Genomic DNA, 23,484 nt, shown 5'->3' on the forward strand with positions numbered 1-23,484 from the left:
AAGGGCGTCAAAATCATGGCGAAGCAAGCGGATCCGGTCAAATTCAACTACGAGCAGTTCACCAAGCAGGGCGACATCATGCTGGCCGCCGGCGTGGTCGTCATCCTGTTCGTGATGCTCGTGCCCATCCCGTCGGCGTTCATCGACCTGATGCTCACCTTCTCCATTTCCATCAGCCTCGTGGTGCTCATCACCAGCATGTTCATGAGTTCGCCGCTGGAATTCTCCATCTACCCGTCCCTGCTGCTCGTCACCACCATGCTGCGCCTGTCCATGAACGTGGCATCGACCCGCCTGATCCTGCTGCACGGCGACGAAGGCCCCTCGGCCGCCGGCCACGTGATCCAGGCCTTCGGCCAGTTCGTCGTCGGCGGCAACTACGTCGTCGGCTGCGTCATCTTCCTCGTGCTCTTCGCCATCAACAAAAAAGTCATCGTGGCCGGCACCACCCGCATCGCCGAAGTGGCCGCACGCTTCACCCTCGACGCCATGCCGGGCAAGCAGATGGCCATCGAAGCGGACTTGAACGCCGGGCTCATCAACGAGAAGCAGGCCACGGAACGCCGCGAGACCATCCGCAAGGAAGCCGACTTCTACGGCGCCATGGACGGCGCGGGCAAGTTCGTTTCCGGCGACGTCACCGCCACCATCATCATCACCGCCATCAACATCCTCGGCGGCTTCCTGATCGGGGTCATGCAAAAGGGCATGGACTGGAAGGACGCCGCCCAGACCTACACCCTGCTGACCATCGGCGACGGCCTGGTTTCCATCATCCCCTCGATCATCATCTCCACGTCCGCGGGCATGATCGTGTCCCGGGCCGCGGCCGAGGCCAAGATGGGCGAGGAATTCCTGGCCCAGCTGACCTTCCACCCCCGGGCGCTGCGCCTGGTGTCGGGCATGCTGCTCCTGTTCGGCCTGGTGCCGGGCCTGCCGACCCTGCCCTTCCTGGTCATGGCCGCCCTGTTGTTCGTGGTCAGCCGCTTGTCGGCCAGACAGCAGGAACTGCTCGCGGCCGAAGGCGAGGCCAAGGACAAAAAGCCCGCGCCGGAGCTGGAAACGCCGGAAGAGGTCCAGACCCTGCTGCCGCTGGACGCCCTGGAACTCGAGGTGGGCTACGGCCTCATCCCGCTCGTGGACGAGGAGCAAAACGGCAACCTGCTTTCGCGCATCCGCTCCATCCGCCGCCAGTTCGCCCTGGACATGGGCGTGGTCATCCCCTCCCTGCACCTGCGCGACAACCTCCAGTTGCGCCCGGGCCAGTACGTGGTGCTCATCAAGGGCAACGAGGTGGCCTCGGCGGAAATCCTCATCGACCACTATCTGGCCATGGACCCCGGCGACGCCAAGCACCGCATCAAGGGCGTGGAAACCCGCGAGCCCGCCTTCAACCTGCCCGCCCTGTGGGTGCCGGAGCTGCAAAAGGACGAGGCCATGCTCGCCGGCTACACCGTGGTCGATCCGGCGACGGTCATCGCCACGCACCTGACGGAAGTCTTCAAGCGCCACCTGCACGAGTTCCTGGGCCGCCAGGAAGTGCAGGCCCTGCTCGACAACCTGGCCAAGCGCGCGCCCAAGGCCGTGGAAGACCTTGTGCCCGGCGCGATGACGCTCGGCGGCGTGCAGAAGGTCCTGCAAAACCTCGTCAAGGAAGGCGTGTCCATCCGCGACCTGCTGACCGTGGCCGAGACCATGGCCGACTACGGGGCCTCGGTGAAGGATCCCGACCAGCTGACCGAATACGTGCGCTCCCGCATGGGCCGCACCATCGTCAAGCCCTACCTCACGGCCGACGGGGCGCTGCCTATTTTGAACCTCACGCCGAAGATCGAAGGGGCGATCCAGGAAAGCGTGCGCCAGACCGACCACGGAGCCTACCTGGCCATGGAGCCGGGCCTGGCCCAGCGCATCATCCAGGCCATCCAGCGGGCCATGGACAAGGCGCTTTTGAGCGACGGCCAGCCGGTGCTGCTGACCACCCCGCTCGTGCGGCCGCACCTGGCCCAGCTCCTGGCCCGGTTCATCCCCAATCTGCCGGTCATCTCCCAGGCCGAGATCCCGGCCGAGATCAAACTGCAATCCGTCGCCAACATAGGACTGAGCAATGCGGGTTAAGACCTTTCGCGGCGAGTCCATGGCGGCCTGCCTCGGCCAGATCCGCCAGGAGCTCGGAAAAGAGGCCGTGATCCTCGGCAGCCAGAGCGTCCGCGAAGACGGCCGGTCGCTGTGCGAGGTCATGGCCGCCCTGGAGCAGCCCGACACGCCGCCGCAGCCGAACGGCGCGGCGAAGCGCCCGGCCGGCGGCAACGGCAGCGCGCCGGCCGCGGCGTCCGCCCGGCCCGCCGCGCCCCAGCCCGGCGACTGGAACCGGGAATGGGGCGAGATCAAGGGGCACCTGCTGGCGCTTTTGCGCCCGCGCATGGATTTTTCCGCCCTGTCCCCGCGCCAGCGCCTGGCGCTCGAATACCTGGAGCGCGAGGGTGTGGACGAGGCCTCGGTACTGGCACTGTACCGCTCCATCGTGGAGCGCGGCGAGGACACGGTCATTCCGGCGCTCTCGCGCATCGTGCGCGTCAAACCCCTGACATCCGCGGACTGGCCGCACACCGTCCATCTGTTCGCCGGCCCGAGCGGCGTGGGCAAGACCTCGGTCCTGCTGCGCCTGGCCCTCGAGGCGCGCGCCGCCACGCCGGAAGGGCGCGTGATCGTCGTCAACGCCGACGGCGGCCGGGCCAAAGGGAGAATGCTCCTGCGCCACTACGCCGCGCTCTCGGGCCTCGAATACGCCGAGGCCGACGGGCCCGGGGATTTCCGCCGGATTCTTGACGAAGCCGCCTCCGGGAGCGTGGTGTTCGTGGACACGCCGAGCCTTCGCGGCGAAGGGGCCATGGAGGCCTGGTGCGCGTCCATGGGGCTGGCCGCCGGTCCCGGCCTTCGCGTCCACCTCGTGCTCTCGCCCCTTTTCGCCCCTGCGCAGATGGAGCATTACCTGCGGGTGTACCGCTGTCCCGCGCTTTCCAGTCTGATCTGGACGAAGCTCGACGAAGCCTGTAATTACGGAAGCCTTGTCACTATGGCGCACGCCTCGTCCCTGCCCGTCTCGGCCCTGGCCCACGGGCCGGAGCTGACCCAGGGCATGACGCCGGCCTCGGGCAAGGCTGTTTGGAAACTGCTCTTCAAACACCAGTTGCCCGGCGAATAGCGCGCCCGACGCCGGAGCCCAAGGACGACCATGACAAGCCGTTTCGCCGATACGCCCGCAACCGCCCGCCCCGTGACGGAAATCCCCCAGGTGCTCTCCGTCACCTCGGGAAAAGGCGGCGTGGGCAAGACAAACCTCTCGGTCAACCTGGCCTATTGCCTGTCCCGCCTGGGGCGCAAGGTGGTGCTGCTCGACGCCGACCTCGGGCTTGCCAACGTGGACATCCTGCTCGGGCTCACCCCCAAGATGAACCTGTTCCACCTGTTCCACGAAGGTGTGGACCTCAAACAGGTGCTCATGGAAACGCCCTTCGGCTTCTCCATCCTGCCGGCCTCCTCCGGGGTCAGCGACATGCTGGCGCTGTCCACGGGCCAGAAGCTCGACCTGCTCGAGGCCATGGACTACCTGGAAGGGCGCATCAATTATTTGATTGTGGACACCGGGGCCGGAATCAACGACAATGTGATTTATTTCAACCTGGCGGCGCGGGAACGGCTGCTCGTGCTCACCACCGAGCCCACGTCCCTGACCGACGCCTATGCGTTGATCAAGGTCATGCACATGCAGCACGACGTGCACCGCTTCCGGGTGGTGGTCAACATGGCCCCGAGCCTCAAGGCTGCCAAGGCGGTCTATGAGAAGCTCGCGACGGCCTGCGACCATTTCCTGTCGGGCATCTCGCTCGACTTCACGGGCGTCGTGCCGGCCGATCCTGCGGTGAAAAACGCGGTCATCCGCCAAAAACCCTTCTGCTTCCTTTCGCCAGAGGCTCCGGCCAGCAAAAAGCTCATGGAGCTGGCCCAAACGATCGACTCCTGGGACGTGGACGCCAAGCTCGATGGAAACATCAAATTCTTCTGGAAAAAGCTCCTCTTCCAGGAACAGCCCCTGGCTTAGGCTCGAGTCCGGCGCCTCGCGGTGGGAGGAGTTCGACGCGCGCGATCGGCAGGAGATCGTGCGTCATTACTCGCCCAAGATCAAAATCGTGGCCAGCCGGCTCAAGGCCAAGCTGCCGCAGTCCGTGGAACTCGGGGAGCTCCTGAGCGCCGGAGCCATGGGGCTGCTCGAGGCGTTGGGGCGTTTTCGTCCCGAGCTCGGCATCAAGTTCGAGACCTATGCCGAGTCGCGCATCAAGGGTGCCATGCTCGACGACCTGCGACGCATGGACTGGTTCTCCCGCGGCCAGCGCCATCGGGTGCGCACGCTCGAGGAGGCCTCGCGCCGCATCGAGGGCGACTCGGGCAAGCCCGCCACCCTGGAACAGCTGGCCGAAGCCACGGGGCTCACCGAGCGCGAAGTGTCCCAAGGCCTGGAGGCGCTCCAGAACCAGCTGTGCCTGAGCCTCGACGCCATCACCGAAAACATTTCCTCCTATCAGAAGAACCAGCTGGAAAACGAGCCCTACAAATCGGCCGAATTCAAGGAGCTGGTCGACAAGCTCGCCTCCCTCATCGACGATTTGACTCCCCGGGAAAAGCTGGTATTGTCGCTCTATTACGGTGAGGAACTGAACATGCGGGAGACATCCGAGGTCATGGGCATCACCGAGGGACGCGTATCACAGCTGCATTCCCAGGCCTTGTCCCGGCTGCGGCAGAAATTCAAAGCCCAGTTCAATATCGAACAGCACTGATGCGCGCGGCCGCCGGGGACACCAGAACGCACGACCCAGGCGCGCAGGCTGACGCGCACATTGGAACAACAGGAGAAGAGCCATGGCCGCCAACAAGGAAATGCGCATCCTGGTCGTCGACGACTTTTCCACCATGCGCAGGATCATAAAAAATATCCTCAGGCAACTGGGCTTCAACAATATCATCGAGGCCGACGACGGCAGCACCGCCTGGGAAACGCTCAACAAGGACAAGATCGACTTCATCATCTCCGACTGGAACATGCCGAACATGCCTGGCATCGAACTGCTGCGCAAAGTCCGTTCCAGCGAGGAGTTCGCCACGCTCCCCTTCCTCATGGTCACGGCGGAAGCGCAACAGGAAAACATTATCGAGGCCGTCCAGGCCAAGGTGTCCAACTACATCGTCAAGCCGTTCACGGCCGAGACGCTGGGCCAGAAGATCGACAAGATTTTCGACAAATAGCCGGCCGCCCGGGGCCGCACCCCGGACGTCGGGGCGGCCGGACGGCACGACGCCGCCGCCACGCCGTCCGGCGTCGTTTCTCCGCTTTTTCACGCAACCGTAACGCGTCGCCGCCTCCCTGCGGCGCGGCCGGGACAAGATCTTTCCCGGCGTCCGTTACGAGGGTTCCATGGTCGCCGACGACAGTCTCGATTCCCAGGTCAAGGCCAAGCTTGACGACAGCGAGCTGTCCGATGACCTGCCCAAGGCCCTGCAAAAGGTCGATCTCGACCTTGACGACGCGCCGTTTCTCGAGGACGAGGCAGAAGAGGAAGCCCCGCCGCCGGCCGATGCATCCGCCGCCAGTCCCTTCGATGAACCCGAAGCCCCGGCCAAGCCCTCCCGCAAAAAACTGTTCATCCTCATCGGCGCCGTGGCGCTTGTCCTCGTCGCCGGCGTCGCCGCCTATTTCCTGTTCCTGAAAAAACCACCCCCCCCCCCGCCGCCCCCGGAGTCGCCCGCACCGGCCGAAGAGGCCCCGCCGCCGCCCGTCGCCCCGACGCCGCCGCCCCCGGAACCGCCCGCGCCCAAACGGGAAATCGTCATGCCCATGGAGCCGTTCCTCGTGGAGCTGACCGACGCGGGCGGCCGCACCCGCTTCCTGACCATCCGCTTCACGGCCGTGACCCAGGAGCCGGCCGTGGAACTCGAATTCAAGCGCAACCGCATTGTCGTGCGCGACGCCGTGTATTATTATCTCAAGAATAAGAATCTGGCCTTTCTGACCGATAAGAACAATGCCGAGGCGCTGAAAAAAGACGTCCTGTCCGTGATCAACCAGTTTGTCGGGGCACAACCGTTGGATAACCTGCTTATCGAGGACTACCTGGTGAAGTAGATGTCCATCGATTTGACCACCATCTTCCAGACGATGCCCTACGTGCAAAACGTGGCGCACGCCGAGCTCGTCCAGCCCGAGGCCGCCCTGGCCGCCTCCCAGGAGATGGCCCGCCAGCTCCTGGCCGACCAGGCCAAGCAGCCTCAGCGCATCGAGCAGCAGGACGCCATGGAGTCCGTCGGCGACCAGCGGGAACGACAGTCCCCGGGCCAACAGCGGCAGCAACGCCGTCGCCGCGCGGCCCCCGAACCCGAGGAAACGCAGGCCAGCAACCCTTCGCCCTTTGCCGGACACATCATCGATCGCAAGATTTGAAACGGGCCCGGCGGGAAATGGGGAGGAGGGGCGCTTCCGGAGTCCAAAGGGCTGCGCCCTCTGGACTCCGTTAAAAAACTACAACGCATCGTTCTCTTTTCCGCGTCGGCTTTTTGGAACTCCCGTCGCAAGCGGCAAGACCATCGCCGCTCTTGCCTTGGCACGCCCGGACGGCGTATGCTGCGGGCATCCAACATGAACGGCTATTCCCTCCTCGTCATCTTCCTCACCGTGTGCGAACTCGCGCTCCTGCTGCTTGTGGTGCTCTTTTTCTCGCGCCTGCGCCGCTCCGAGGACCTGCTCTCCAAGCTCCAAAAAAATCAGGACGCGCTGCTTAACAAACTCGACTTCAACGCCAAGCTCGAGCAGGAGCTCGTGGGCAGCTTCACGCGTCGGCAGGCCGAACTGGCCGAACTGGACCAAAAGCTCGAGCAGCGGCGGGCGGAACTGGAAAAGCTCGTCAAGAAAGCCCAGGAATTCAGCCGGTCTCCGGATTTCCTGCGCCAGATCATCGTCAACGGTTCCCGGCGCGGCCAAAGCCCCCTCGCCCTGGCCAAGGCCACGGGGCTGTCCCTGGACGAGGTGGAGCTCATCCTCGCCCAGAACAAGGGCTGACGCACGCCCGAGCGCGACACTTTTTCCCGGAACTTCCCGGAGCGTAGCGGACAGGCAACATGCGGATATCCGGTCAGGGAGGCGGCGGCGCGCAAACGCCAGGCGAAGGCAGGGACCGTTCCGATCCCGAGGCCTTCCGGCGCGGCCGGCGGCCCGGCCAGATCGTGCGCGGCCGGCTGGTTGCGCCGGGGCCGGACGGGCTTTACTGGATCGTCGTCGCCGGCCACAAGCTGCTCGCCAGCCTCGACCACGAGCCCGTCGCCGGCCGGGAGCTCGTCTTTCGCATCGAGCGCCTGGAGCCGGACCTCGTGCTCAAGGACATCACGCCGCCGCCCACGGCCGGCACGGACCCGGCCCTGCTTCTGGCCGCCCTGACCGAAGCCCGTTCCCGCTTCGAGCGCCGTTTGGCCCGGTTTTCCCCGCCCGCGCCGCCGCCCCTGGACCTGACCGCCGCGCGCCGCGCCTTTGCCGCCTTTCTCGCCGCAGATGCCGCGGCCGGGGAGGATTACGCGGCCGCGCGCCACCTCCTGGCCCAAGCCCGGGGCTTCCTGCCGCAAAACGCAGGCACGGCGCATTACGTCCCCTGGATGTTTCCCGGGCTGGCCCAATCCGAGCTTTTATGCGTACGCCTGCGCCCCGAAGACGGCGGCCCTGGCTGGTCGCTGCGGGCCTGCGGCAGGCTGGAGGAAGCGGGGCTCGTGGCCGCGATCGATTCCGTGCGGCCCGGGCAGGTGCTGTACCGGCTGCTGTGCGACCGCCGCGAGCAAGCCGAGGCGCTTCTCCCCGGCCTCGGCGCTGTCCGCTTCGGCCGGGCGACGCTCGCCCCGGCCTGCCAGGGCGTGGGGCCGCTGCCCACGGAGCTCGCCTCGGGCTTCCTGGCCCGGCTGCTGGCCGCCACGGCCCGGCCCTTTACGGGGCTGCGGCTTCGGGTATAAACTCTTAGCTGGGCCGTGGCACTGGGGATTGCCGAGGGCTGCGGGTATCCAGCGAGCTCACGTGACTTGTCTTTATTGTTTAACGGTTCGGATAACGTGATCATTTTTCTAGTATGAAGCATTTCCTGACACACCAGCAGAGACTGTTCTCACTACGAAAGAGAGAATTAAGATAAGTCGGCAGAGTTCTCTCTTCATACGAGACACAATACCGCCTACACATCTTGGCGAGAAAAACATTTCACATTTGCGGAGGCTATTTTGGCACATAAAATCCGTATAGCAATAACAACATACAATAGATTTAACTACTTATCAAAATTGATTTCTTCACTAGACCGACTTGAAAGCGATGTTGAAATATTTGTATTTGACAATGGTTCAACGGACAACACGCTTTGTTACATGGCTTCGATTTGCGCATCCAACAGAAGGATATTCTATCATCGAAACTCGATAGGTCACAGTTTTGACCATAACTTTGAATCCGTAGTAACAACTTTTTCTGAAATGCCAAATGATTACACTATTCTCCTCGCCGACGACGATCGTATTGACACTAATGTCATAAGAAATATCAAAGCAATCATCAATCAGCACGAGCCTGATTTTATCCAATTCAACTTTGCTACGTATAATTATATTGACGAAGTATTCAAAGTAATAACAAGATGCGGTCCTGAAAATGACAAAATAGTTTTTTACTCCTCTCCTGTTGAATACTTTAAAGATAGCTTCAAATCGATTCCTTGGTATTGTGGGCTTGTTGTTAAAAACAATATACTTGACATAAACAACACAAAAAAATTTAGAGGAACATATCATTCTTATATCGGAGGCCCCCTCGAATGGCTCGCAAATAAGTATTGCGAAACCGCATCATGTTCTATCATAAAAGTTTCATTAAAAGATGAAATGTTCTTTCTCAATCATGTAGACAGCATTAGAACCTGGACAAGCGAAGAAGGAAAGGTGTTTTCTTCAATTATTAATTTCTTTGAACACATACACCCGCTTTACAGAACAGCGTTTAAAGAAATGTTTATTGAGAACTATTACAATAAGGGATATTATTCTATGCCAAAAAGACGCATTTACCTCGACGAGGCATCAAGAAACAGAAAACTTTATTTTTTTGACCAAAGCGATACAAGCATCTAGTCTCCATTGAAGAGTATTTTTTTATTTATTATTGCCCTTACACGCTTTTATGAAGTCACTGCGTTATTACCAAACCGTTATCTATTTTGTGTCACTCTCTTGTGTCCACAAGAGAGATAGGCTATGCGCTCATGCTTGTCTTGCCGCGCATCTGTATCGATACCGGCACACTCCTTAATCTATTTATCCACAGAGCATTGGCAGCCGTACTTGCCAACAGTCATATCGTATTGCACTTCTTCAACAATACAATGGTGTCTGGTTTTTTTTCGAGACATACTATATCGAAGGCTCATCATTCCTTCATCAACGCGATCCGTTCCCGGCTGCTGGCCGCCACGACCCGGCCCTTTACGGGGCTGCGGCTTCGGGTATAATGATTCGGATCGGCCTGTGCCGGACCAAGACCGACAGCTCTGGAGCATTCTCGATGGCATACAAGGACTTGCAGGATTTTTTGAAGCTGCTGGAGAAGAAAGGGGAACTGAAACGCATTGCCGCTCCCCTTGCCCCCTACCTGGAGATCGCCGAAGTCACGGACCGGGTCTCCAAGGCCGTGGGGCCGGCGCTTCTCTTCGAAAAGCCCAAGGACGCACGCTTTCCCGTGCTCACCAACATGTACGGCTCCTACCCGCGCATGCACCTCGCGCTCGAGTGCGACGACCTCGACGCGCTCGGCCGGCGCATTGACGCCGTGCTCGAGATGGAAAAGCCGGAAGGCCTCATCGACAAGCTCAAACTGCTGCCCAAGCTCGCCAAGATGGCCGGCATCTTTCCCAAGACCGTATCGACCGGCCGCTGTCAGGACGTGGTGCTGACCGGCGACGCCGTGGACCTCTCCATCCTGCCCGTGTTGACCACCTGGCCCGGCGACGCCGGGCCTTTCATCACCCTGCCCGTAGTCATCACCAAGGACCCGGTCACGGGCAAGCGCAATGTGGGCATGTACCGCATGCAGGTCTACGACAAGAACACCACCGGCATGCACTGGCACCGCCACAAGGGCGGCGCACACCACCATGCGCTGTCGAAAAAATCCGGCGAACGCCTGCCCGTGGCCGTGGCCCTGGGGCCGGACCCGGCCTGCACCTATGCCGCAACCGCCCCCCTGCCCGACGACATCGACGAATTCCTTTTCGCCGGCTTCCTGCGCCAGGCTCCGGTCGAGCTCGTGCGCTGCAAGACCGTGGACCTCGAGGTGCCGGCGTCCAGCCAGTTCGTGCTCGAAGGCTACGTGGAGCCCGGCGAACTGCGCTGGGAAGGCCCCTTCGGCGACCACACGGGCTACTATTCCCTGGCCGACGACTACCCGGTCTTTCACGTGACCGCGCTGACCCACCGCAGCGACGCCATCTATCCGGCCACCCTGGTCGGGCCGCCGCCCATGGAGGACAGCTACATCGGCAAGGCCACCGAGCGCCTGTTCCTGCCGCTGATCAAGAAGCAGCTGCCCGAAGTCGTGGACATGAGCCTGCCGCTCGAAGGCGTCTTCCACAACTTCTGCTTCGTCTCCATCGACAAACGCTATCCCGGACACACGCGCAAGATCATGTACGCCATCTGGGGCCTCGGGCAGATGATGTTCACCAAGTTCATCGTGGTCGTGGACGCGAACGTCAACGTGCACAACACGGCCGAGGTGCTGTGGCGGCTCGGCAACAACGTCGATCCCCGCCGCGACGTGGTCATCGTGGACGGCCCCCTCGACGTGCTCGACCATGCCGCGCCCCTGCCCTGCTACGGCGGCAAGATGGGCATCGACGCCACGAAAAAGGGTCCCGAGGACGGCCACATGCGCGACTGGCCCGACTCCCTGACCATGTCCGCGGACGTCAAGGCCCGCATCGACGCCCTGTGGGGCGAGCTGGGACTGTAAACCATGTCCGCCGAACCCGTGCGCTGTCCCTGGTGCGGGAGCGATCCGCTGTACGTGCACTACCACGACGCGGAATGGGGCGTGCCGCTGCACGACGACCGGGCGCTTTTCGAGCTGCTCCTCCTCGAAGGCGCGCAGGCGGGGCTGTCCTGGTACACCATCCTCAAGCGCCGCGAGGGCTACCGCGCGGCCTACGACGGCTTCGTTCCCGAGGTCGTTGCCGGGTACGGCCCGGACAAGCTGGCCGCCCTGGCCGCGGACGCGCGCATCGTGCGAAACCGCGCCAAGATCGCGGCTTCGGTGGCCAATGCCAAGGCGTTTCTGGCCGTGCGGGAAGCCTTCGGCTCCTTCGACGCCTATCTCTGGCGCTTCGTGGACGGGACCCCCATTGTCGGCAATTTCGCCGCCCTGGGCGAGGTGCCGCCGACCACGCCCCTGGCCGAGACGCTCAGCCGCGACCTGAAATCCCGCGGCTTCGGCTTCGTCGGCCCGACCATCGCCTACGCCTTCATGCAGGCGGCGGGGCTCGTCAACGACCACTTGCAGGGCTGCTTCCGCTTCCGGGAGCTCGCCGGGGCGCGGTAGTGTTCCGCGAACCCCTGGCGCGCGGGCCGATCTACACCATCGGCCACGGCAGTCTCGAGCGCGTGGCGTTCCTGAGCCTGCTCGCCTGCCAGGGCGTCAACATGCTGGTGGACGTACGCAGCCACCCTGTTTCGCGTTACCAGCCGCACTTTTCCAAGGACGCCCTGGCAGGGGCCTTGCGTTCCTGGGGCGTGGGCTACCTTTTCCTCGGCCGGGACCTGGGCGGCCTGACACCGGGACGCGGCATCGAGGACGCGGTTTCCTTCGCCCGGGGCGTGGACCGGATCATGGACGCCTGGCGGCAGGCCCGGCGGCTGGCGCTTTTTTGCGCCGAGGAAGACCCGCGCAACTGCCATCGGGCCAACCGCATCGCCCCGGCGCTGCTCGCCCGGGGCGCGAAAGTGGTCCATATCCGGGGCGACGGCCGACTGGAGCCCCATACCGCGGCCTGGACCGACTTCGTCCAGGCCTGCCTTACCGGCGACAAGGAGCCGCGCTGACGCGGCACGGGCACGACTGCAACGAAAAAGACCGTCGGCCATGCGCTCCTGGGCGCGTGGCGTGCGGAAGGGAGGACGGGAGGCATGGGCCAACCCGAGGAAGCTGACGCGACGTGGGTGGAAGTCTCGAGTTTTTGCCGGCCCTGCCGGCCCGAGCCGGCATTCGAGGAACTCGTGGCCGAGGATGTGGAACGCTGGCGCGGCATCGCCGTCGAGGCGGGCCTTGTCCCGGAAGACAACATCCGGGTGCGGCGCGGGGACGAGGAAGTGGCCGTGGAAGTGAGCCCCGCCCTCGACGCCTACTTCACGCCCGTGCAGACCCTGTGGAAGGCCGAGTGATCACGCCCCGCCCTCGATTTCCCTGACCCGGCCGATCTGCCCGTCGGCCAGGCGCACCTTGATGCCGCGCGAATGGCGCGGCGCCTTGGTCAGGATGTCCTTGACCACGCCATGGGTGAGCGCGCCCGTGCGCTGGTCCTTTTTGAGCACGATGGCCACACGCAGCCCAGGGCGGATGTCGGCGCGCACCGTACCGTCAGGCATGGCTGTGCTCCGGCGTGAAGCGCAGGAATTTGCGCGGCTTCTCGTAGCCTTCGGCCATGGGCGAAAGCGCCTCCATGCGCCAGCGCGGGGCGAAGAAATCGCGCACGTAGTCAAGCAGCAGAAAATCGCCGCCGTCCACGTACCGCGGCGCGTACCTCTCCCGCATCCGCCGCGGCGTCGTGCCGAGCTCCTTCCTGATCCAGTAGATCTTCTGCACCGAAAGAATCAACTCACGGTTCGAGAGGCGTTCCAGAAACGCCAACGCCGAGGCGACGCGATTTTCGGCGACGAACGTCTTGCCGATAAATTCCACGAGCATGGCGATATCGAAGCGCCGCGCCAGCAGAGGGGATGCGGCGTCATCGAGATCGTGGCGTTCGAAGGAGACGTGCGGCAGGCCGAAATGGCGCTTGAGCAGTTCGCAGCCCTCGAGCACCCGGGGTTCGCAGTCCACGCCGAGCACGTGCGCCGCGCCGCGCCGGCTGGCCTGGAAGGCGAAAAAGCCGAAATTGCAGCCGAGATCGACAACGGTGCGCCCGGTGAACGCGATGCGGGAAAAGGCCTCGAGGGTGTCGGCGTCGATGGGCTCCTTGCCGGGCATGAGCACGTGAAGATCCGTGTCGTACACGGTCCGGTAACGGTGTTCCGGCGCGATGGCGGCGGCCAGATCCAGAAACTGCTGCAACGGGGGCATTTGGACTCCGCGGGAATGGGATGGATAAGATTGCCCCAGAACGTCCGCAAGATCAATCCGGCAACTGCGATAACACCGTTGCAATGCTTACGGCACGTTTCGGTCCCAGTCCCGTCCGGGCAGCGATCTCCGCGGCTCCGGCCGCTTTCATTGCGGCCACCGAGCCGAAGGCTTCCCACAACAGCTTCGCCGTCTTTGGCCCCACGCCCGGGCTGGCCAGCACGTCGCTGGCCAGCCCGGCCTTGTTGCGGGCCCGGCGCTGGCGGCCGATGGAAAATTCGTGCACCGCGTCGCGCACGCGTTGCAGGAAAAGGAGCTCCGGCGACCCCGGGCGCAGCGCCAGGGGGTTCTTGCGGCCCGGCACATGCACCACGTCGTGCATCTCGTTCTGGGCGCGCGTGTCGCCCTTGGCAATGGCGGCCAGGGCGAAAGCCCCGCCCGCGCCGGCCGCGTCGAGGGCCCGGGCGACGGCTTCGAGCTGCCCCTTGCCACCATCGATAAGGAGCAGCTCCGGCCAGGGAGGGCCGGTGGCTGCGCGTTTGGCCGCAAAGGACGCCAGCGCCAGATAGTCGTCGGATGTGCCTTCGAGCTCGGGGAAGGCGTAGGCGCGGTAATCGCGCTTTTTCGGCGCGCCGTCCTCGAAGACGACAAGGCCCACGCGCACGCCGCGCCCACCCAGGTGGGAGACGTCCACGGCCTCGATGCGCGAAAGCAGCGGCAGGCCGAACTTGGCCGCAAGCGAAGGCAGCACGTCGCGCTCGGCAGCCTTGGCCGCCTCCTCGGCGGCCCGGCGGGCGTTGACCTCGGCCAGGGCGAGGAGCTTGCGTTCCTCGCGGCCGCGCGGCGCGCCAAAGCGCACGGCCGCGCCCCGGCGCTCCTCCAGGATCTCGGCCAGGGCCTGGGCGTCGCCCTGCCCTTCGCCGCCGCCGTCGTCGGGACTTTCGTCCGCGCCGGCCGCATCGCCGCCGGCCTCCGGAGCCAGGGCTTCGGGCACCACCACGCGGGGCGGGATGAAGCTCTCGGGCCGGTAGAACTGCGTCAGCGCGCTGCCTGCCGCCCAGACGGCCTCGCCGGCCTCCAGACCCGGGAAAAAGAAGGTCTTGCGGTCAAGCAACCGCCCCTGGCGCACGAACAGGATGCAAAGCCCCACACCCTGCGCCGTGGCGGCGAACCCGGCCACGTCCATGTCGACCAGGCGCGTGAGCACGGTCGCCTGGCCCTCGACGGTGCGGCGCATGGCCTTGAGCAGATCGCGCAGCCCGGCCGCCTTCTCGAAGGCGAGCGCCTCGGCCGCCTCGGCCATCTCCTTTTCCACGTTCTTGATGACCTCGGCCGAACGGCCCGTCAGGAACGCCTCCACCCGGCGCACGAGCGCCATGTATGCCTCGGCGTCCACGGCCTTGACGCACGGGGCCAGACACTGGCCGATGAAATGGTACAGGCACGGCCGCACGCGGTTGGCCATGGCCCGGTCGCCGCACTTGCGCAGGGGAAAGACGCGGCCGAGTTCCTTCCAGGTGGCCCTGGCGGCGGCGGCCGAGGTGAAGGGGCCGAAATAGGCCGCGCCGTCGCGCACCACACGCCGGGTGAAGGCGAGCCTGGGAAAGGGCGAGCGCTTGTCGAGCTTGAAAAGAATATAGTTCTTGTCGTCCTTGAGCACCACGTTGTAGCGCGGCCGGTACTTCTTGATCAGGCTCGACTCGAGGAGCAGCGCCTCCTTTTCCGAGGCGGTGAGCAGCACCTCCACGGCCTCCACCCGGGCGACCAGGGCGGCGGTCTTGACCGTATGGCCGGCGTCGCCGCGAAAATAGGAACCGAGGCGGGCGCGCAGGTTCTTCGCCTTGCCGACGTAGAGAATTTTCCCGCGCGGGCCTTTCATGAGATAAACGCCCGGGGAAGTTGGATAATTTTGTGTTTCGAAGACGAACATGGCCCCCCACGATAGCCCGGCGGCGACGCGGACTCAAGCCCAAGCATGACAACCTTTCGCCTTCGGGCTAAGGCTCCCTTGCTCTTGGAGAAAGACGCGTGTAGGAACAGGCGGACATGACAGCGACGCGACCCAGGCGGATTTCGGTCATCGGCGCGGGCTCCTGCGACGCGGCCACGGCCGCGCAGGCCCGACGGCTGGGTGCGCTGCTCGCCGCGCGTGGCTTCGAGGTCGTCTGCGGCGGCGGAGGCGGCGTCATGGAGGCCGTGTGCCTCGGCGCGCGGGAAGCCGGCGGCCGGACCATCGGCATCCTGCCCGGAAACGACCGGGAGGCGGCCAATCCCCACGTCGAAGTGGCCATCGCCACCGGCATGGGTATCGCGCGCAATGTTTTGGTGGTAGTAAACGGCGACGCGGCCGTCGCCGTGGCCGGCGGGGCCGGCACCCTGTCGGAAATCGGCCTGGCGCTCAAGCTCGGCCGGCCCGTGGTTGCCCTTGGCCACTACGGGACCCTGCCCGGGGTCGAAGCGGCCGCAAGCCCGGAAGAGGCGGCGCAGACCGTCGCCGCCCTGCTCGACGGCGCGTAACGGTTGGGAGTTTTATCCGCATGGTTGAAGTGTTGTGGGCGCCCTGGCGCATGGATTACATCCTCGGGCCCAAGCCCGACGCCTGCGTGTTCTGCCTGCCCGAGGACACCCATGACGACAGGGCGCGGCTGGTCCTGGCCCGGGGCCGGTACACGTTCGTCATCATGAACAAGTTTCCCTACAATTCCGGGCACCTGATGGTGACGCCCTTTCGCCACGCCAGCTGCCTCACCGAGCTCACGCCCGGGGAGGCGCTGGAAATGACCCGCGGCCTCACCTATTGCACCAAGGCGATGCAGGAAGCCATGCGGCCCCAGGGCATCAACATCGGGCTCAATCTCGGCGAGGCGGCCGGAGCCGGCATCGCCGCCCATCTGCACTTCCAGATGGTGCCGCGCTGGAACGGCGACTCCTCGTTCATGGCCGTATTCGGAGAAACGCGGGTCGTGCCGCAGCTTCTGCTCTCCACGTATGACCGGCTGTTACCGTTCTTCAAGGGTTACCACGCAACCGTTACGTCGTGACAAGGAGGCCTCCATGCGCGTGATCAAGGTGCTTTTCCTGCTCGTGTTCTTTTTCGTCTGCATGCTCTTTTTCGTGCAGAATACCGCCATTCTGGAAACGCCCCTGCTGCTCAAGCTCGGCGCGTTCGGCTACATGGTGCAAAGCCCGGCCGTGCCCTTCTACGTGGTGCTCCTGATCGCCTTCGTGGCGGGCGGGCTTTTCTGCACCCTGTACTTCCTGGCCGAGAAGGTCCGCCTGGCCACCAGCGTGCGCAGCCTGCAAAACAAGGTCAACGCCATGGAAAAGCAGCTCGCCGCCCAGAAGAAGTCCACGGTCGCCTCGCCCCTCGTGGCCCCGAGCTACGCCGCCGCGGCCCCGGCGACCCCGGCTCCCGCCGCCGCCCCGGCCACGGACAAAAAGGCCGACGCCTAGCCGTCGCCGCGCTTTTCCGCCGTGGGGGAAATCAAGATGACCCCCATGCTGGAGCAGTATCTGCGCTTCAAGGGAGAGCATCCCGGCGCGTTGCTGTTCTACCGCATGGGGGACTTCTATGAAATGTTCTTCGAGGACGCCGTCACGGCGGCCCGGGAACTCCAACTGACGCTCACCTCGCGCAATCCCGACGCCGAGGCGCCCATCCCCATGTGCGGCGTGCCCCACCACGCCATCGAGGGGTATCTGGCCGAACTGCTGGACAAGGGCTTCAAGGTCGCGGTGTGCGACCAGATCGAAGACCCCAAGCAGGCCAAGGGCCTCGTCAAGCGGGCCGTCACCCGCGTGCTCACCCCGGGTACGGCCGTCGAGGAAGGCAACCTGCGCGCCAAGGAGCACAACTTCCTGGCCGCGCTCTACTACGACGCCGACGAACGCGCTGGCGGCCTGGCCTGGGTCGATTTCTCCACCGGCGAATGGTCCGGGCTCTTTTCCCGCGATGCCGCCCGCCTCTGGCAGTGGATGGTCAAGATCGGCCCGCGCGAGCTGTTGCTGCCGGACGGCCTGGAGCCGCCCCGGGACATCCCGCACGAGGGCGTGCACATCAGCCGCTTTCCCGTAAAGCCCCACTTCGATTTCGCCGGCGGCCGGGACAAGGTGCTCAAGGCCCAGTCCGTGGCCGATCTCGACGCCCTGGACGTGGGCGACAAGCCGCAGCTCGTGCGGGCCATGGGCGCGCTTTTGACCTACCTGACCGCCACGCAGATGCGCGACCTCGGGCACCTGCGCCCGTTTAGGCCCGTCAACCTCGGCCGGCACATGCTCCTCGACGAGGTGACCGAGCGCAACCTGGAACTTTTCCGCCGCCTGGACGGACGCAAGGGCAAAGGCACGCTCTGGCACGTGCTCGACCGCACGGTCACGGCCATGGGCGGCCGGTTGCTCGAATCCACGCTGCGCCAACCCTGGCTCGACCTCGCGCCCATAAACGCGACCCAGGAGGCCGTGGCCTGGCTCGTGGAGGACGTGGACCGCCGCGAGGCCCTCGGCGCGGCGCTGGCCGACGTCCACGACCTGGAGCGGCTGACCACGCGCATTTTTTTAAACCGCGCCGCACCGCGCGACTTCACCGCCCTGCGCCAGTCGCTGCGCGTCCTGCCGGCCCTGCGCGAACGGGCCGACGCGGGCGAGGCCGCGCCCGGGGCCGCGCGGGAGCTTTTTTCCGGCTGGGACGACCTGGACGACATCCGCGAGCTGCTTGACCGGGCGCTGGTGGATGCGCCACCGGTCCTCGTCACCGAAGGCGGGCTGTTCCGGCCGGGCTACCATCCCGAACTCGACGAGCTCATGGAGCTCACCGAGCACGGCGAGGCCCGCATCCAGGAACTTTTCGCCAGCGAACGCGAGGCGTGCAGCCTGCCCAAGCTCAAACTCGGCTACAACCGGGTGTTCGGCTACTATTTCGAGCTCTCCAGGGCCGGCGGCTACCCGCCCGAGCATTTCGAGCGCCGCCAGACGCTGGCCAACTGCGAGCGCTACGTGACTCCGGCGCTCAAGGAGCTGGAAGAAAAACTCACCGCCGCCGGGGATAAGCGCAAGAGCCTCGAATACAACCTCTTCACCGAACTGCGCGGCCGCATCGCCGCCGTGCGCGACCGCATCATGGAGACCGCCGCCCGCGTGGCGCGCCTGGACGTCTGGCAAGGGCTGGCCACGGCCGCGGCCGCGGGCGACTGGACCCGGCCCGTGCTGCGCCAGGACATCTCCATCGCCATCAAGGCCGGCCGCCATCCCGTGGTCGAGGCCGTGCAGGGCGTGGGCAACTACGTGCCAAACGACGTGACGCTTGGCGACGCCGCCAAGCTGCTGCTCATCACCGGCCCCAACATGGCCGGCAAATCGACCGTGCTGCGCCAGACGGCGCTCATTGCCATCCTGGCGCAGATCGGCTCCTTCGTACCGGCGGCGCGGGCGGAAATCGGCCTCGTCGACCGCGTGTTCTGCCGCGTCGGCGCTTCGGACAACCTGGCCCAGGGGCAGTCCACGTTCATGGTCGAGATGATGGAGACCGCGCGCATCCTGCGCCAGGCCGGCCGGCGCAGCCTCATCATCCTCGACGAGATCGGCCGGGGCACGGCCACGTTCGACGGACTGGCCCTGGCCTGGGCCGTGGTCGAGGACCTGTGCGGCCGCGACGACGGCCTTGGCGTGCGCACGCTTTTCGCCACGCACTACCACGAGCTGACGGCCCTGGAAGGCCGGCTGCCGGGCCTTCGCAACGCCAACATCGCGGTCAAGGAATGGAAGGGCGACATCGTGTTCCTGCGCCGCCTGCTGCCCGGCCCCGCCGACCGCAGCTACGGCGTGGAAGTGGCCAAGCTCGCCGGCGTGCCGCGAAACGTGGTGAAACGCGCCCGGGAGATACTGACCGAACTCGAGCGCAGCCGCGAACCGGGCAAGGCGGCAAGCAGCGGACGCGAACTGGGCCAGCCCGCCCTGCCCGGCCTCCTCGGCGGCCTTGCAGCACCGGCGGAAACCGCGCCGCCGCACGCGGAAAGCCTGCTTCTTGACGAACTCTCCCGCCTCGAACTAGATCGAATGACGCCGCTCGAGGCCCTGACGAAACTGTGCGACTGGAAAAATCGCTTCGGCGGCCCCGCATCCCAAGGAGACTGACGCATGCATCATTTCGAGTACCGCGGCGGCGAACTCTACGCCGAGGACGTCCCCGTTTCCACCCTGGTCGCCGCCTACGGCACCCCGCTTTACATCTACAGCGCCGCCACCTTGCGCCGCCACTTCACGGCCTTCGACTCGGCCTTCGCCGCCCTGCCCCACCTCACCTGCTTTTCCGTCAAGGCCAATTCCAACCTGTCGGTACTCAAAACCCTGGCCGCACAGGGCGCGGGCGTGGACATCGTCTCGGGCGGGGAGCTTTACCGGGCGCTGGCCGCCGGCGTCGATCCGGCCAAGATCGTCTATTCGGGCGTGGGCAAACGCGCCGTCGAGATCGAGCAGGCGCTCTCCGCCGGCATCCTCATGTTCAACGTCGAGTCCATGGGCGAGCTGGAGCGCATCAGCGCCATCGCCGCGCGCCAGGGCAAAAACGCGAGCGTCAGCCTGCGCATCAACCCCGACGTCGATCCCAAGACCCATCCCTACATTTCCACGGGACTCAAGAAAAACAAGTTCGGCCTGGACATCGAAACGTCGCTTGCCGCCTACGCCCGGGCCAAGGAACTGCCGGGTGTGACGCCCGTCGGCATCGACTGTCACATCGGCTCCCAGCTCACCTCCATCGACCCGTTCCTGGAGGCCCTCAAGAAGATACTGGCTTTCCGCGAGAAGCTTTGCGCCATGGGCATCGAGACGCATTACCTCGACCTCGGCGGCGGACTCGGCATCCAGTACAACGAGGAGGAGCCGCCCCATCCGCGCGAATTCGGCCAGGCGCTGACCCAGGCCCTGGGCAAGCTGCCGCTCACGCTCATCCTCGAGCCCGGCCGCGTCATCGTCGGCAACGCCGGCATCCTGGTCACGGAGGTCGTCTACACCAAGAAGACCCCGAGCAAGGATTTCGTCATCGTGGACGCGGCCATGAACGACCTTATCCGGCCCTCGCTCTACGATTCCTACCATGCCCTCGGCGAAGTCCGCCCGGCCGGGCGCGAAACGCTCAACGTGGACGTGGTCGGCCCCATCTGCGAATCCGGCGATTTCCTGGCCCGGGACCGCGACCTGCCGGCCATGGCCCCCGGAGAACTCCTCGCCGTGTACTCGGCCGGGGCCTACGGCTTCACCATGTCCTCGAACTACAACTCACGGCCGCGCGCGGCCGAGGTGCTCGTGGACGGCGACAAGGTCACCCTGGCCCGCCGCCGCGAGACCTACGAGGATCTCGTCGCCCTGGAACGCTGAAGCCGCCTGCGCGTCCGCACGGCGAAAAAACATGAGACGCCCTCACGGCCGCGTCGCGTTGCAGGCAGTCCTGCGCGCCGCGGCCGTTTTTCCTTGCGCCGTCAAGCGCCTTCCGGCTTGACCGGAGCGGAGCGCATTATTACGTAAGGTATTCGCACAGCCCGCGGCGCGGCGGACTGTGCGGCGCTTTCCCTCAAGAATCCATCCCGGAGGTCGCCGGTCGTGAATGCCGCCCTGCCCGTGCTTCTGGCCATGCAGATCGTCTTTTGCGGCGACAGCATCACCAAGGGTTGGGAAATCTACAACCTGTTCGACCAGCCGCGCAAAGTGTTCATCAATGGCGTCGAATCCTGCACCAGCGCGGACATCTTAAAGCGCATCGAGCCCATCGCCCGCAAGAAGCCGCACAAGCTCTTCCTCATGATCGGCATCAACGAGATCAGCGCGCGAAAGCGCATCATCGACAACTACGACAAGATCATCAAGAAAATCCAGGAGCTTTCACCCTACACGCTCATCTACGTGCAAAGCATCCTGCCTACCCGCACGGATACCATCGACAACGCCGACGTCATCGCCACCAACGACCGCCTCAGGGAACTGGTGGCCCGCCAGAACCATTTCGTCCGCTACCTCGACCTCTACGCCTCCTTTCTCGCCGACGACGGCAAGCTCGGCCCCAATTTCACCGAGGACGGCATCCACCTGACCAAGAATGGCTATTCGCTCTGGAAAAAACTCATCGTCAGCCAGATGTGACGCGCCGCAGGAAACCGCCATGGGAATGGAAGCCCCGCCCCCCTACGCCATCGCCGGCAAGGAACTGCTCCTCGACACGCCCGAGGCGCGCGCAACGATCATGACGCTCTCGCCCGGCCAGCGCATCCCGCCCCACCGCCACACGCACGTGACCGACCACACGTTCTGCCTCGCCGGCACGGCCGTGGTCACGCTCCACGATCCCGAGGAAACCCTGCCCCTTGGGCCCGGGGACGCCTCGCGCGTGCCGCCCGGGCGCGTGCACGAAGTGGCCAATGCCGGCGAGACGCCCGCGCGGCTGCTCTTGCTCCAGGGGCCCGGGGCCTACGATTTCCTGCCGGCCTGAAAGGCACGTCGTCCGGACGCAGCCGTTTTTTCGCGCAGTCGTCATGACAACGGCGGGAAAGATGGTTATGAGAGTCGAATATTCCCCGTGCAACCCAAATGCCATCCTAAAAGGAGCGCATCATGAGCGAAAAATCCGATCTGTTCCACTGCGACGAAAAAATGCTGACCTACGACGCCGCCGTCGTTCTGGAAAAAATCGTGGACGGCCTGCGCCAGCGCAAGCTGGCCGCCACCACCGAGGACGGCCCGGTCTGCATCGACCTGCCGCTTCTGACCCAGTTGGAGATCAGCTTCAAGCAGAAGGTCAAACCCGGCAAGTCCAAGCGCAAGCTCTCCATCGAGCTGGCCTGGAAGGAAGAAGAAACGGCCGGCGAATAACCTGCCGCGCACGACCGCCAATGCAAACGCCCTCCCCGGGCTACCCGGGGAGGGCGTTTGCATTGGCGCCGGTGTGTGTTCAGCGCACGGGCGCGGGGCGCAGGATGCGCGGGGAAACCGCGCGCACCGAGGCCGTGCCTGTCAACAGCATGGCGGACGTCAGTTCGCTTTTGAGCTTTTGCAGCAGCGTCGCCACGCCCTCGGCCCCGCCGCCGAAGGCCCCGACCACCAGGGGACGGCCGATGAGCACAGCATCGGCGCCCAGGGCCAGATATTTGAGCACGTCGGCTCCGGTGCGCACCCCGCCGTCGGCCAGGATCACCCCCCGGCCCCGGACGGCGCTTGCGATCTCGGGCAGCACCTCGGCCGCGCCCGGAGCGTGGTCGAGTACCCGGCCGCCGTGGTTGGAGACCACGATGGCCGCCGCGCCGGCGTCGAAGGCGATGACGGCCTCGTCCGGGGTCATGACGCCCTTGACGATAAAGGGCAGTCTTGTCGCGCCCACGAGCTCGGCCAGTTCGGCAAACGATTTCGGGGAGACCGGCTGGCCCTTGAGCGCCATGACGAGCAGGCCCGCGCCGTCCACGTCCACGCCCACGGCCGCGGCCCCGGCGGCGTCGGCCTTGGCCAGCATTTCCTTGACCGCTTGCTGGGCGCGGGGCTTGACGATGGGGATGCCGCAGCCGCCCTGCGCCTTGATGGCCTCCACGCCGCTGCCGTACATGGCCGGGTCGGCCCCGTCGCCGCACATGCCCATGGTGCCGGCGGCGTCGGCCCCTTCGATGATCATGCGGATGAAGACGTCCTCGGACAGTTTGCCGCCCATGTTGTAGAGAACGCCCGTCATGGGCGCGGCGAGCACGGGCATGGAGAGCGTGCGCCCGAAAAGCGTCACGGACGTGTCCGCGGTCTTCACGTCGTGCAGGGTGCGCATGTTGAGCCGCCAGGCGTCCAGGGCGGCGAGGTTGGCCATGAAGGAAGAGCCCGTGCCCATGCCGCCCATGCCCGGGGCCTCGCCGGCGCAGACCCGGCCGTTGCACACCGGGCAGACCCGGCAAAATCCCTTGAGTTCCTCCCTGGCCTTCGTGCGTAGCGCCTTGATATCCATCGCGTGCCTCCCGTGGCGAAAAGTGAGAACGGTCCCGGGCCGCATCCCGGCAGTCCGGCCATCCGACGTCCTATCCCCGCCGCCCTCCCGGGGCAAGCCCGCCGGCAACGGCCGT

26 protein-coding genes are annotated in these 23,484 nt (G+C 65.0%); 22 read left to right on the top strand and 4 right to left on the bottom strand.

The window, feature by feature from the left end:
• Nucleotides 1-15 precede the first annotated feature (15 nt).
• The 14 genes from flhA (at nucleotide 16) to Q368_RS0106795 (ending at nucleotide 12,507) form a co-directional block, all read left to right on the top strand.
• On the top strand, nucleotides 16-2,118 hold the full coding sequence (gene flhA / locus Q368_RS0106735; RefSeq protein ID WP_029458342.1) for a flagellar biosynthesis protein FlhA: 2,103 nt from the start codon (nucleotides 16-18) through the stop codon (nucleotides 2,116-2,118).
• Nucleotides 2,108-3,205, top strand: a complete 1,098-nt coding sequence (locus tag Q368_RS0106740; RefSeq protein WP_029458346.1) for a flagellar biosynthesis protein FlhF — start codon at nucleotides 2,108-2,110, stop codon at nucleotides 3,203-3,205. The genes flhA and Q368_RS0106740 overlap by 11 nt, the downstream gene beginning before the upstream one ends.
• Before the next feature lie 30 nt (nucleotides 3,206-3,235).
• Nucleotides 3,236-4,102: a MinD/ParA family protein gene (locus Q368_RS0106745; protein ID WP_052360065.1), complete on the top strand. Its 867-nt coding sequence runs from the start codon at nucleotides 3,236-3,238 to the stop codon at nucleotides 4,100-4,102.
• Nucleotides 4,044-4,838 carry a FliA/WhiG family RNA polymerase sigma factor gene (locus Q368_RS0106750; protein WP_029458348.1) on the top strand — a complete coding sequence of 265 codons (795 nt, stop codon included), beginning with the start codon at nucleotides 4,044-4,046 and terminating at the stop codon, nucleotides 4,836-4,838. Before Q368_RS0106745 ends, Q368_RS0106750 begins: the two co-directional genes overlap by 59 nt.
• A gap of 82 nt (nucleotides 4,839-4,920) precedes the next feature.
• Entirely contained in the window at nucleotides 4,921-5,304 is a 384-nt protein-coding gene (locus Q368_RS0106755) for a chemotaxis response regulator CheY (protein WP_029458349.1), read from the top strand.
• Between the two features lie 169 nt (nucleotides 5,305-5,473).
• On the top strand, nucleotides 5,474-6,181 hold the full coding sequence (locus Q368_RS0106760) for a flagellar basal body-associated FliL family protein (protein WP_029458351.1): 708 nt from the start codon (nucleotides 5,474-5,476) through the stop codon (nucleotides 6,179-6,181).
• The gene (locus Q368_RS0106765; RefSeq protein ID WP_029458352.1) at nucleotides 6,182-6,496 is read left to right on the top strand and encodes a hypothetical protein; all 315 of its coding nucleotides are present in this window, start codon (nucleotides 6,182-6,184) and stop codon (nucleotides 6,494-6,496) included.
• A gap of 195 nt (nucleotides 6,497-6,691) precedes the next feature.
• A complete protein-coding gene (locus Q368_RS0106770; protein ID WP_029458354.1) occupies nucleotides 6,692-7,111 on the top strand; it encodes a hypothetical protein in 420 nt (139 codons plus the stop codon).
• A 59-nt stretch (nucleotides 7,112-7,170) separates the two neighbouring features.
• Nucleotides 7,171-8,046, top strand: a complete 876-nt coding sequence (locus Q368_RS0106775; protein WP_029458355.1) for a hypothetical protein — start codon at nucleotides 7,171-7,173, stop codon at nucleotides 8,044-8,046.
• A 261-nt stretch (nucleotides 8,047-8,307) separates the two neighbouring features.
• Nucleotides 8,308-9,207 carry a glycosyltransferase family 2 protein gene (locus Q368_RS24445; RefSeq protein WP_162179632.1) on the top strand — a complete coding sequence of 300 codons (900 nt, stop codon included), beginning with the start codon at nucleotides 8,308-8,310 and terminating at the stop codon, nucleotides 9,205-9,207.
• 430 nt (nucleotides 9,208-9,637) lie between these two features.
• Complete coding sequence (locus tag Q368_RS0106780) at nucleotides 9,638-11,083, top strand: menaquinone biosynthesis decarboxylase (RefSeq protein WP_029458356.1); 1,446 nt, start codon at nucleotides 9,638-9,640, stop codon at nucleotides 11,081-11,083.
• A gap of 3 nt (nucleotides 11,084-11,086) precedes the next feature.
• Nucleotides 11,087-11,668 (top strand): DNA-3-methyladenine glycosylase I, encoded by a 582-nt coding sequence (locus tag Q368_RS0106785; RefSeq protein ID WP_029458357.1) that lies wholly within the window; start codon nucleotides 11,087-11,089, stop codon nucleotides 11,666-11,668.
• Complete coding sequence (locus tag Q368_RS0106790; RefSeq protein WP_029458358.1) at nucleotides 11,668-12,168, top strand: DUF488 domain-containing protein; 501 nt, start codon at nucleotides 11,668-11,670, stop codon at nucleotides 12,166-12,168. The genes Q368_RS0106785 and Q368_RS0106790 overlap by 1 nt, the downstream gene beginning before the upstream one ends.
• An 84-nt stretch (nucleotides 12,169-12,252) precedes the next feature.
• Nucleotides 12,253-12,507 carry a hypothetical protein gene (locus tag Q368_RS0106795; protein ID WP_029458360.1) on the top strand — a complete coding sequence of 85 codons (255 nt, stop codon included), beginning with the start codon at nucleotides 12,253-12,255 and terminating at the stop codon, nucleotides 12,505-12,507.
• Here the strand turns inward: Q368_RS0106795 and Q368_RS0106800 are convergent, their stop codons facing one another.
• Genes Q368_RS0106800 through uvrC form a run of 3 tightly spaced genes read right to left on the bottom strand, consistent with a single transcriptional unit; the run spans nucleotide 12,508 to nucleotide 15,335 of the window.
• Nucleotides 12,508-12,711: a YwbE family protein gene (locus tag Q368_RS0106800; RefSeq protein WP_029458361.1), complete on the bottom strand. Its 204-nt coding sequence runs from the start codon at nucleotides 12,709-12,711 to the stop codon at nucleotides 12,508-12,510. It abuts the gene before it with no gap.
• The gene (locus tag Q368_RS0106805) at nucleotides 12,704-13,405 is read right to left on the bottom strand and encodes a class I SAM-dependent methyltransferase (protein WP_029458363.1); all 702 of its coding nucleotides are present in this window, start codon (nucleotides 13,403-13,405) and stop codon (nucleotides 12,704-12,706) included. Before Q368_RS0106805 ends, Q368_RS0106800 begins: the two co-directional genes overlap by 8 nt.
• Before the next feature lie 52 nt (nucleotides 13,406-13,457).
• Nucleotides 13,458-15,335 (bottom strand): excinuclease ABC subunit UvrC, encoded by a 1,878-nt coding sequence (gene uvrC, locus Q368_RS0106810; RefSeq protein WP_029458365.1) that lies wholly within the window; start codon nucleotides 15,333-15,335, stop codon nucleotides 13,458-13,460.
• Nucleotides 15,336-15,451: 116 nt separating this feature from the next.
• Here uvrC and Q368_RS0106815 point away from each other — a divergent pair, with 116 nt between their 5' ends.
• From Q368_RS0106815 to Q368_RS0106850, 8 genes are all read left to right on the top strand, one after another.
• Nucleotides 15,452-15,922 carry a TIGR00725 family protein gene (locus tag Q368_RS0106815; protein ID WP_029458366.1) on the top strand — a complete coding sequence of 157 codons (471 nt, stop codon included), beginning with the start codon at nucleotides 15,452-15,454 and terminating at the stop codon, nucleotides 15,920-15,922.
• 20 nt (nucleotides 15,923-15,942) lie between these two features.
• Nucleotides 15,943-16,446 (top strand): HIT family protein, encoded by a 504-nt coding sequence (locus Q368_RS0106820; RefSeq protein WP_029458368.1) that lies wholly within the window; start codon nucleotides 15,943-15,945, stop codon nucleotides 16,444-16,446.
• A 13-nt stretch (nucleotides 16,447-16,459) separates the two neighbouring features.
• The gene (locus Q368_RS0106825) at nucleotides 16,460-16,858 is read left to right on the top strand and encodes a lipopolysaccharide assembly protein LapA domain-containing protein (RefSeq protein ID WP_029458370.1); all 399 of its coding nucleotides are present in this window, start codon (nucleotides 16,460-16,462) and stop codon (nucleotides 16,856-16,858) included.
• A 36-nt stretch (nucleotides 16,859-16,894) separates the two neighbouring features.
• Complete coding sequence (mutS, locus tag Q368_RS0106830; RefSeq protein ID WP_029458372.1) at nucleotides 16,895-19,534, top strand: DNA mismatch repair protein MutS; 2,640 nt, start codon at nucleotides 16,895-16,897, stop codon at nucleotides 19,532-19,534.
• Between the two features lie 3 nt (nucleotides 19,535-19,537).
• Nucleotides 19,538-20,776, top strand: a complete 1,239-nt coding sequence (gene lysA / locus Q368_RS0106835; protein ID WP_029458374.1) for a diaminopimelate decarboxylase — start codon at nucleotides 19,538-19,540, stop codon at nucleotides 20,774-20,776.
• A gap of 222 nt (nucleotides 20,777-20,998) precedes the next feature.
• Nucleotides 20,999-21,535: a GDSL-type esterase/lipase family protein gene (locus Q368_RS0106840; protein ID WP_029458376.1), complete on the top strand. Its 537-nt coding sequence runs from the start codon at nucleotides 20,999-21,001 to the stop codon at nucleotides 21,533-21,535.
• A gap of 19 nt (nucleotides 21,536-21,554) precedes the next feature.
• A complete protein-coding gene (locus tag Q368_RS23805; protein ID WP_052360066.1) occupies nucleotides 21,555-21,881 on the top strand; it encodes a cupin domain-containing protein in 327 nt (108 codons plus the stop codon).
• Nucleotides 21,882-22,003: 122 nt separating this feature from the next.
• A complete protein-coding gene (locus Q368_RS0106850; RefSeq protein ID WP_029458380.1) occupies nucleotides 22,004-22,261 on the top strand; it encodes an amphi-Trp domain-containing protein in 258 nt (85 codons plus the stop codon).
• A gap of 79 nt (nucleotides 22,262-22,340) precedes the next feature.
• Here Q368_RS0106850 and Q368_RS0106855 read toward each other — a convergent pair whose 3' ends face one another.
• Entirely contained in the window at nucleotides 22,341-23,369 is a 1,029-nt protein-coding gene (locus Q368_RS0106855; protein WP_029458386.1) for an alpha-hydroxy-acid oxidizing protein, read from the bottom strand.
• Nucleotides 23,370-23,484 lie beyond the last annotated feature (115 nt).

Source organism: Solidesulfovibrio alcoholivorans DSM 5433, assembly GCF_000702665.1.
Taxonomy (GTDB): Bacteria; Desulfobacterota; Desulfovibrionia; order Desulfovibrionales; family Desulfovibrionaceae; genus Solidesulfovibrio; species Solidesulfovibrio alcoholivorans.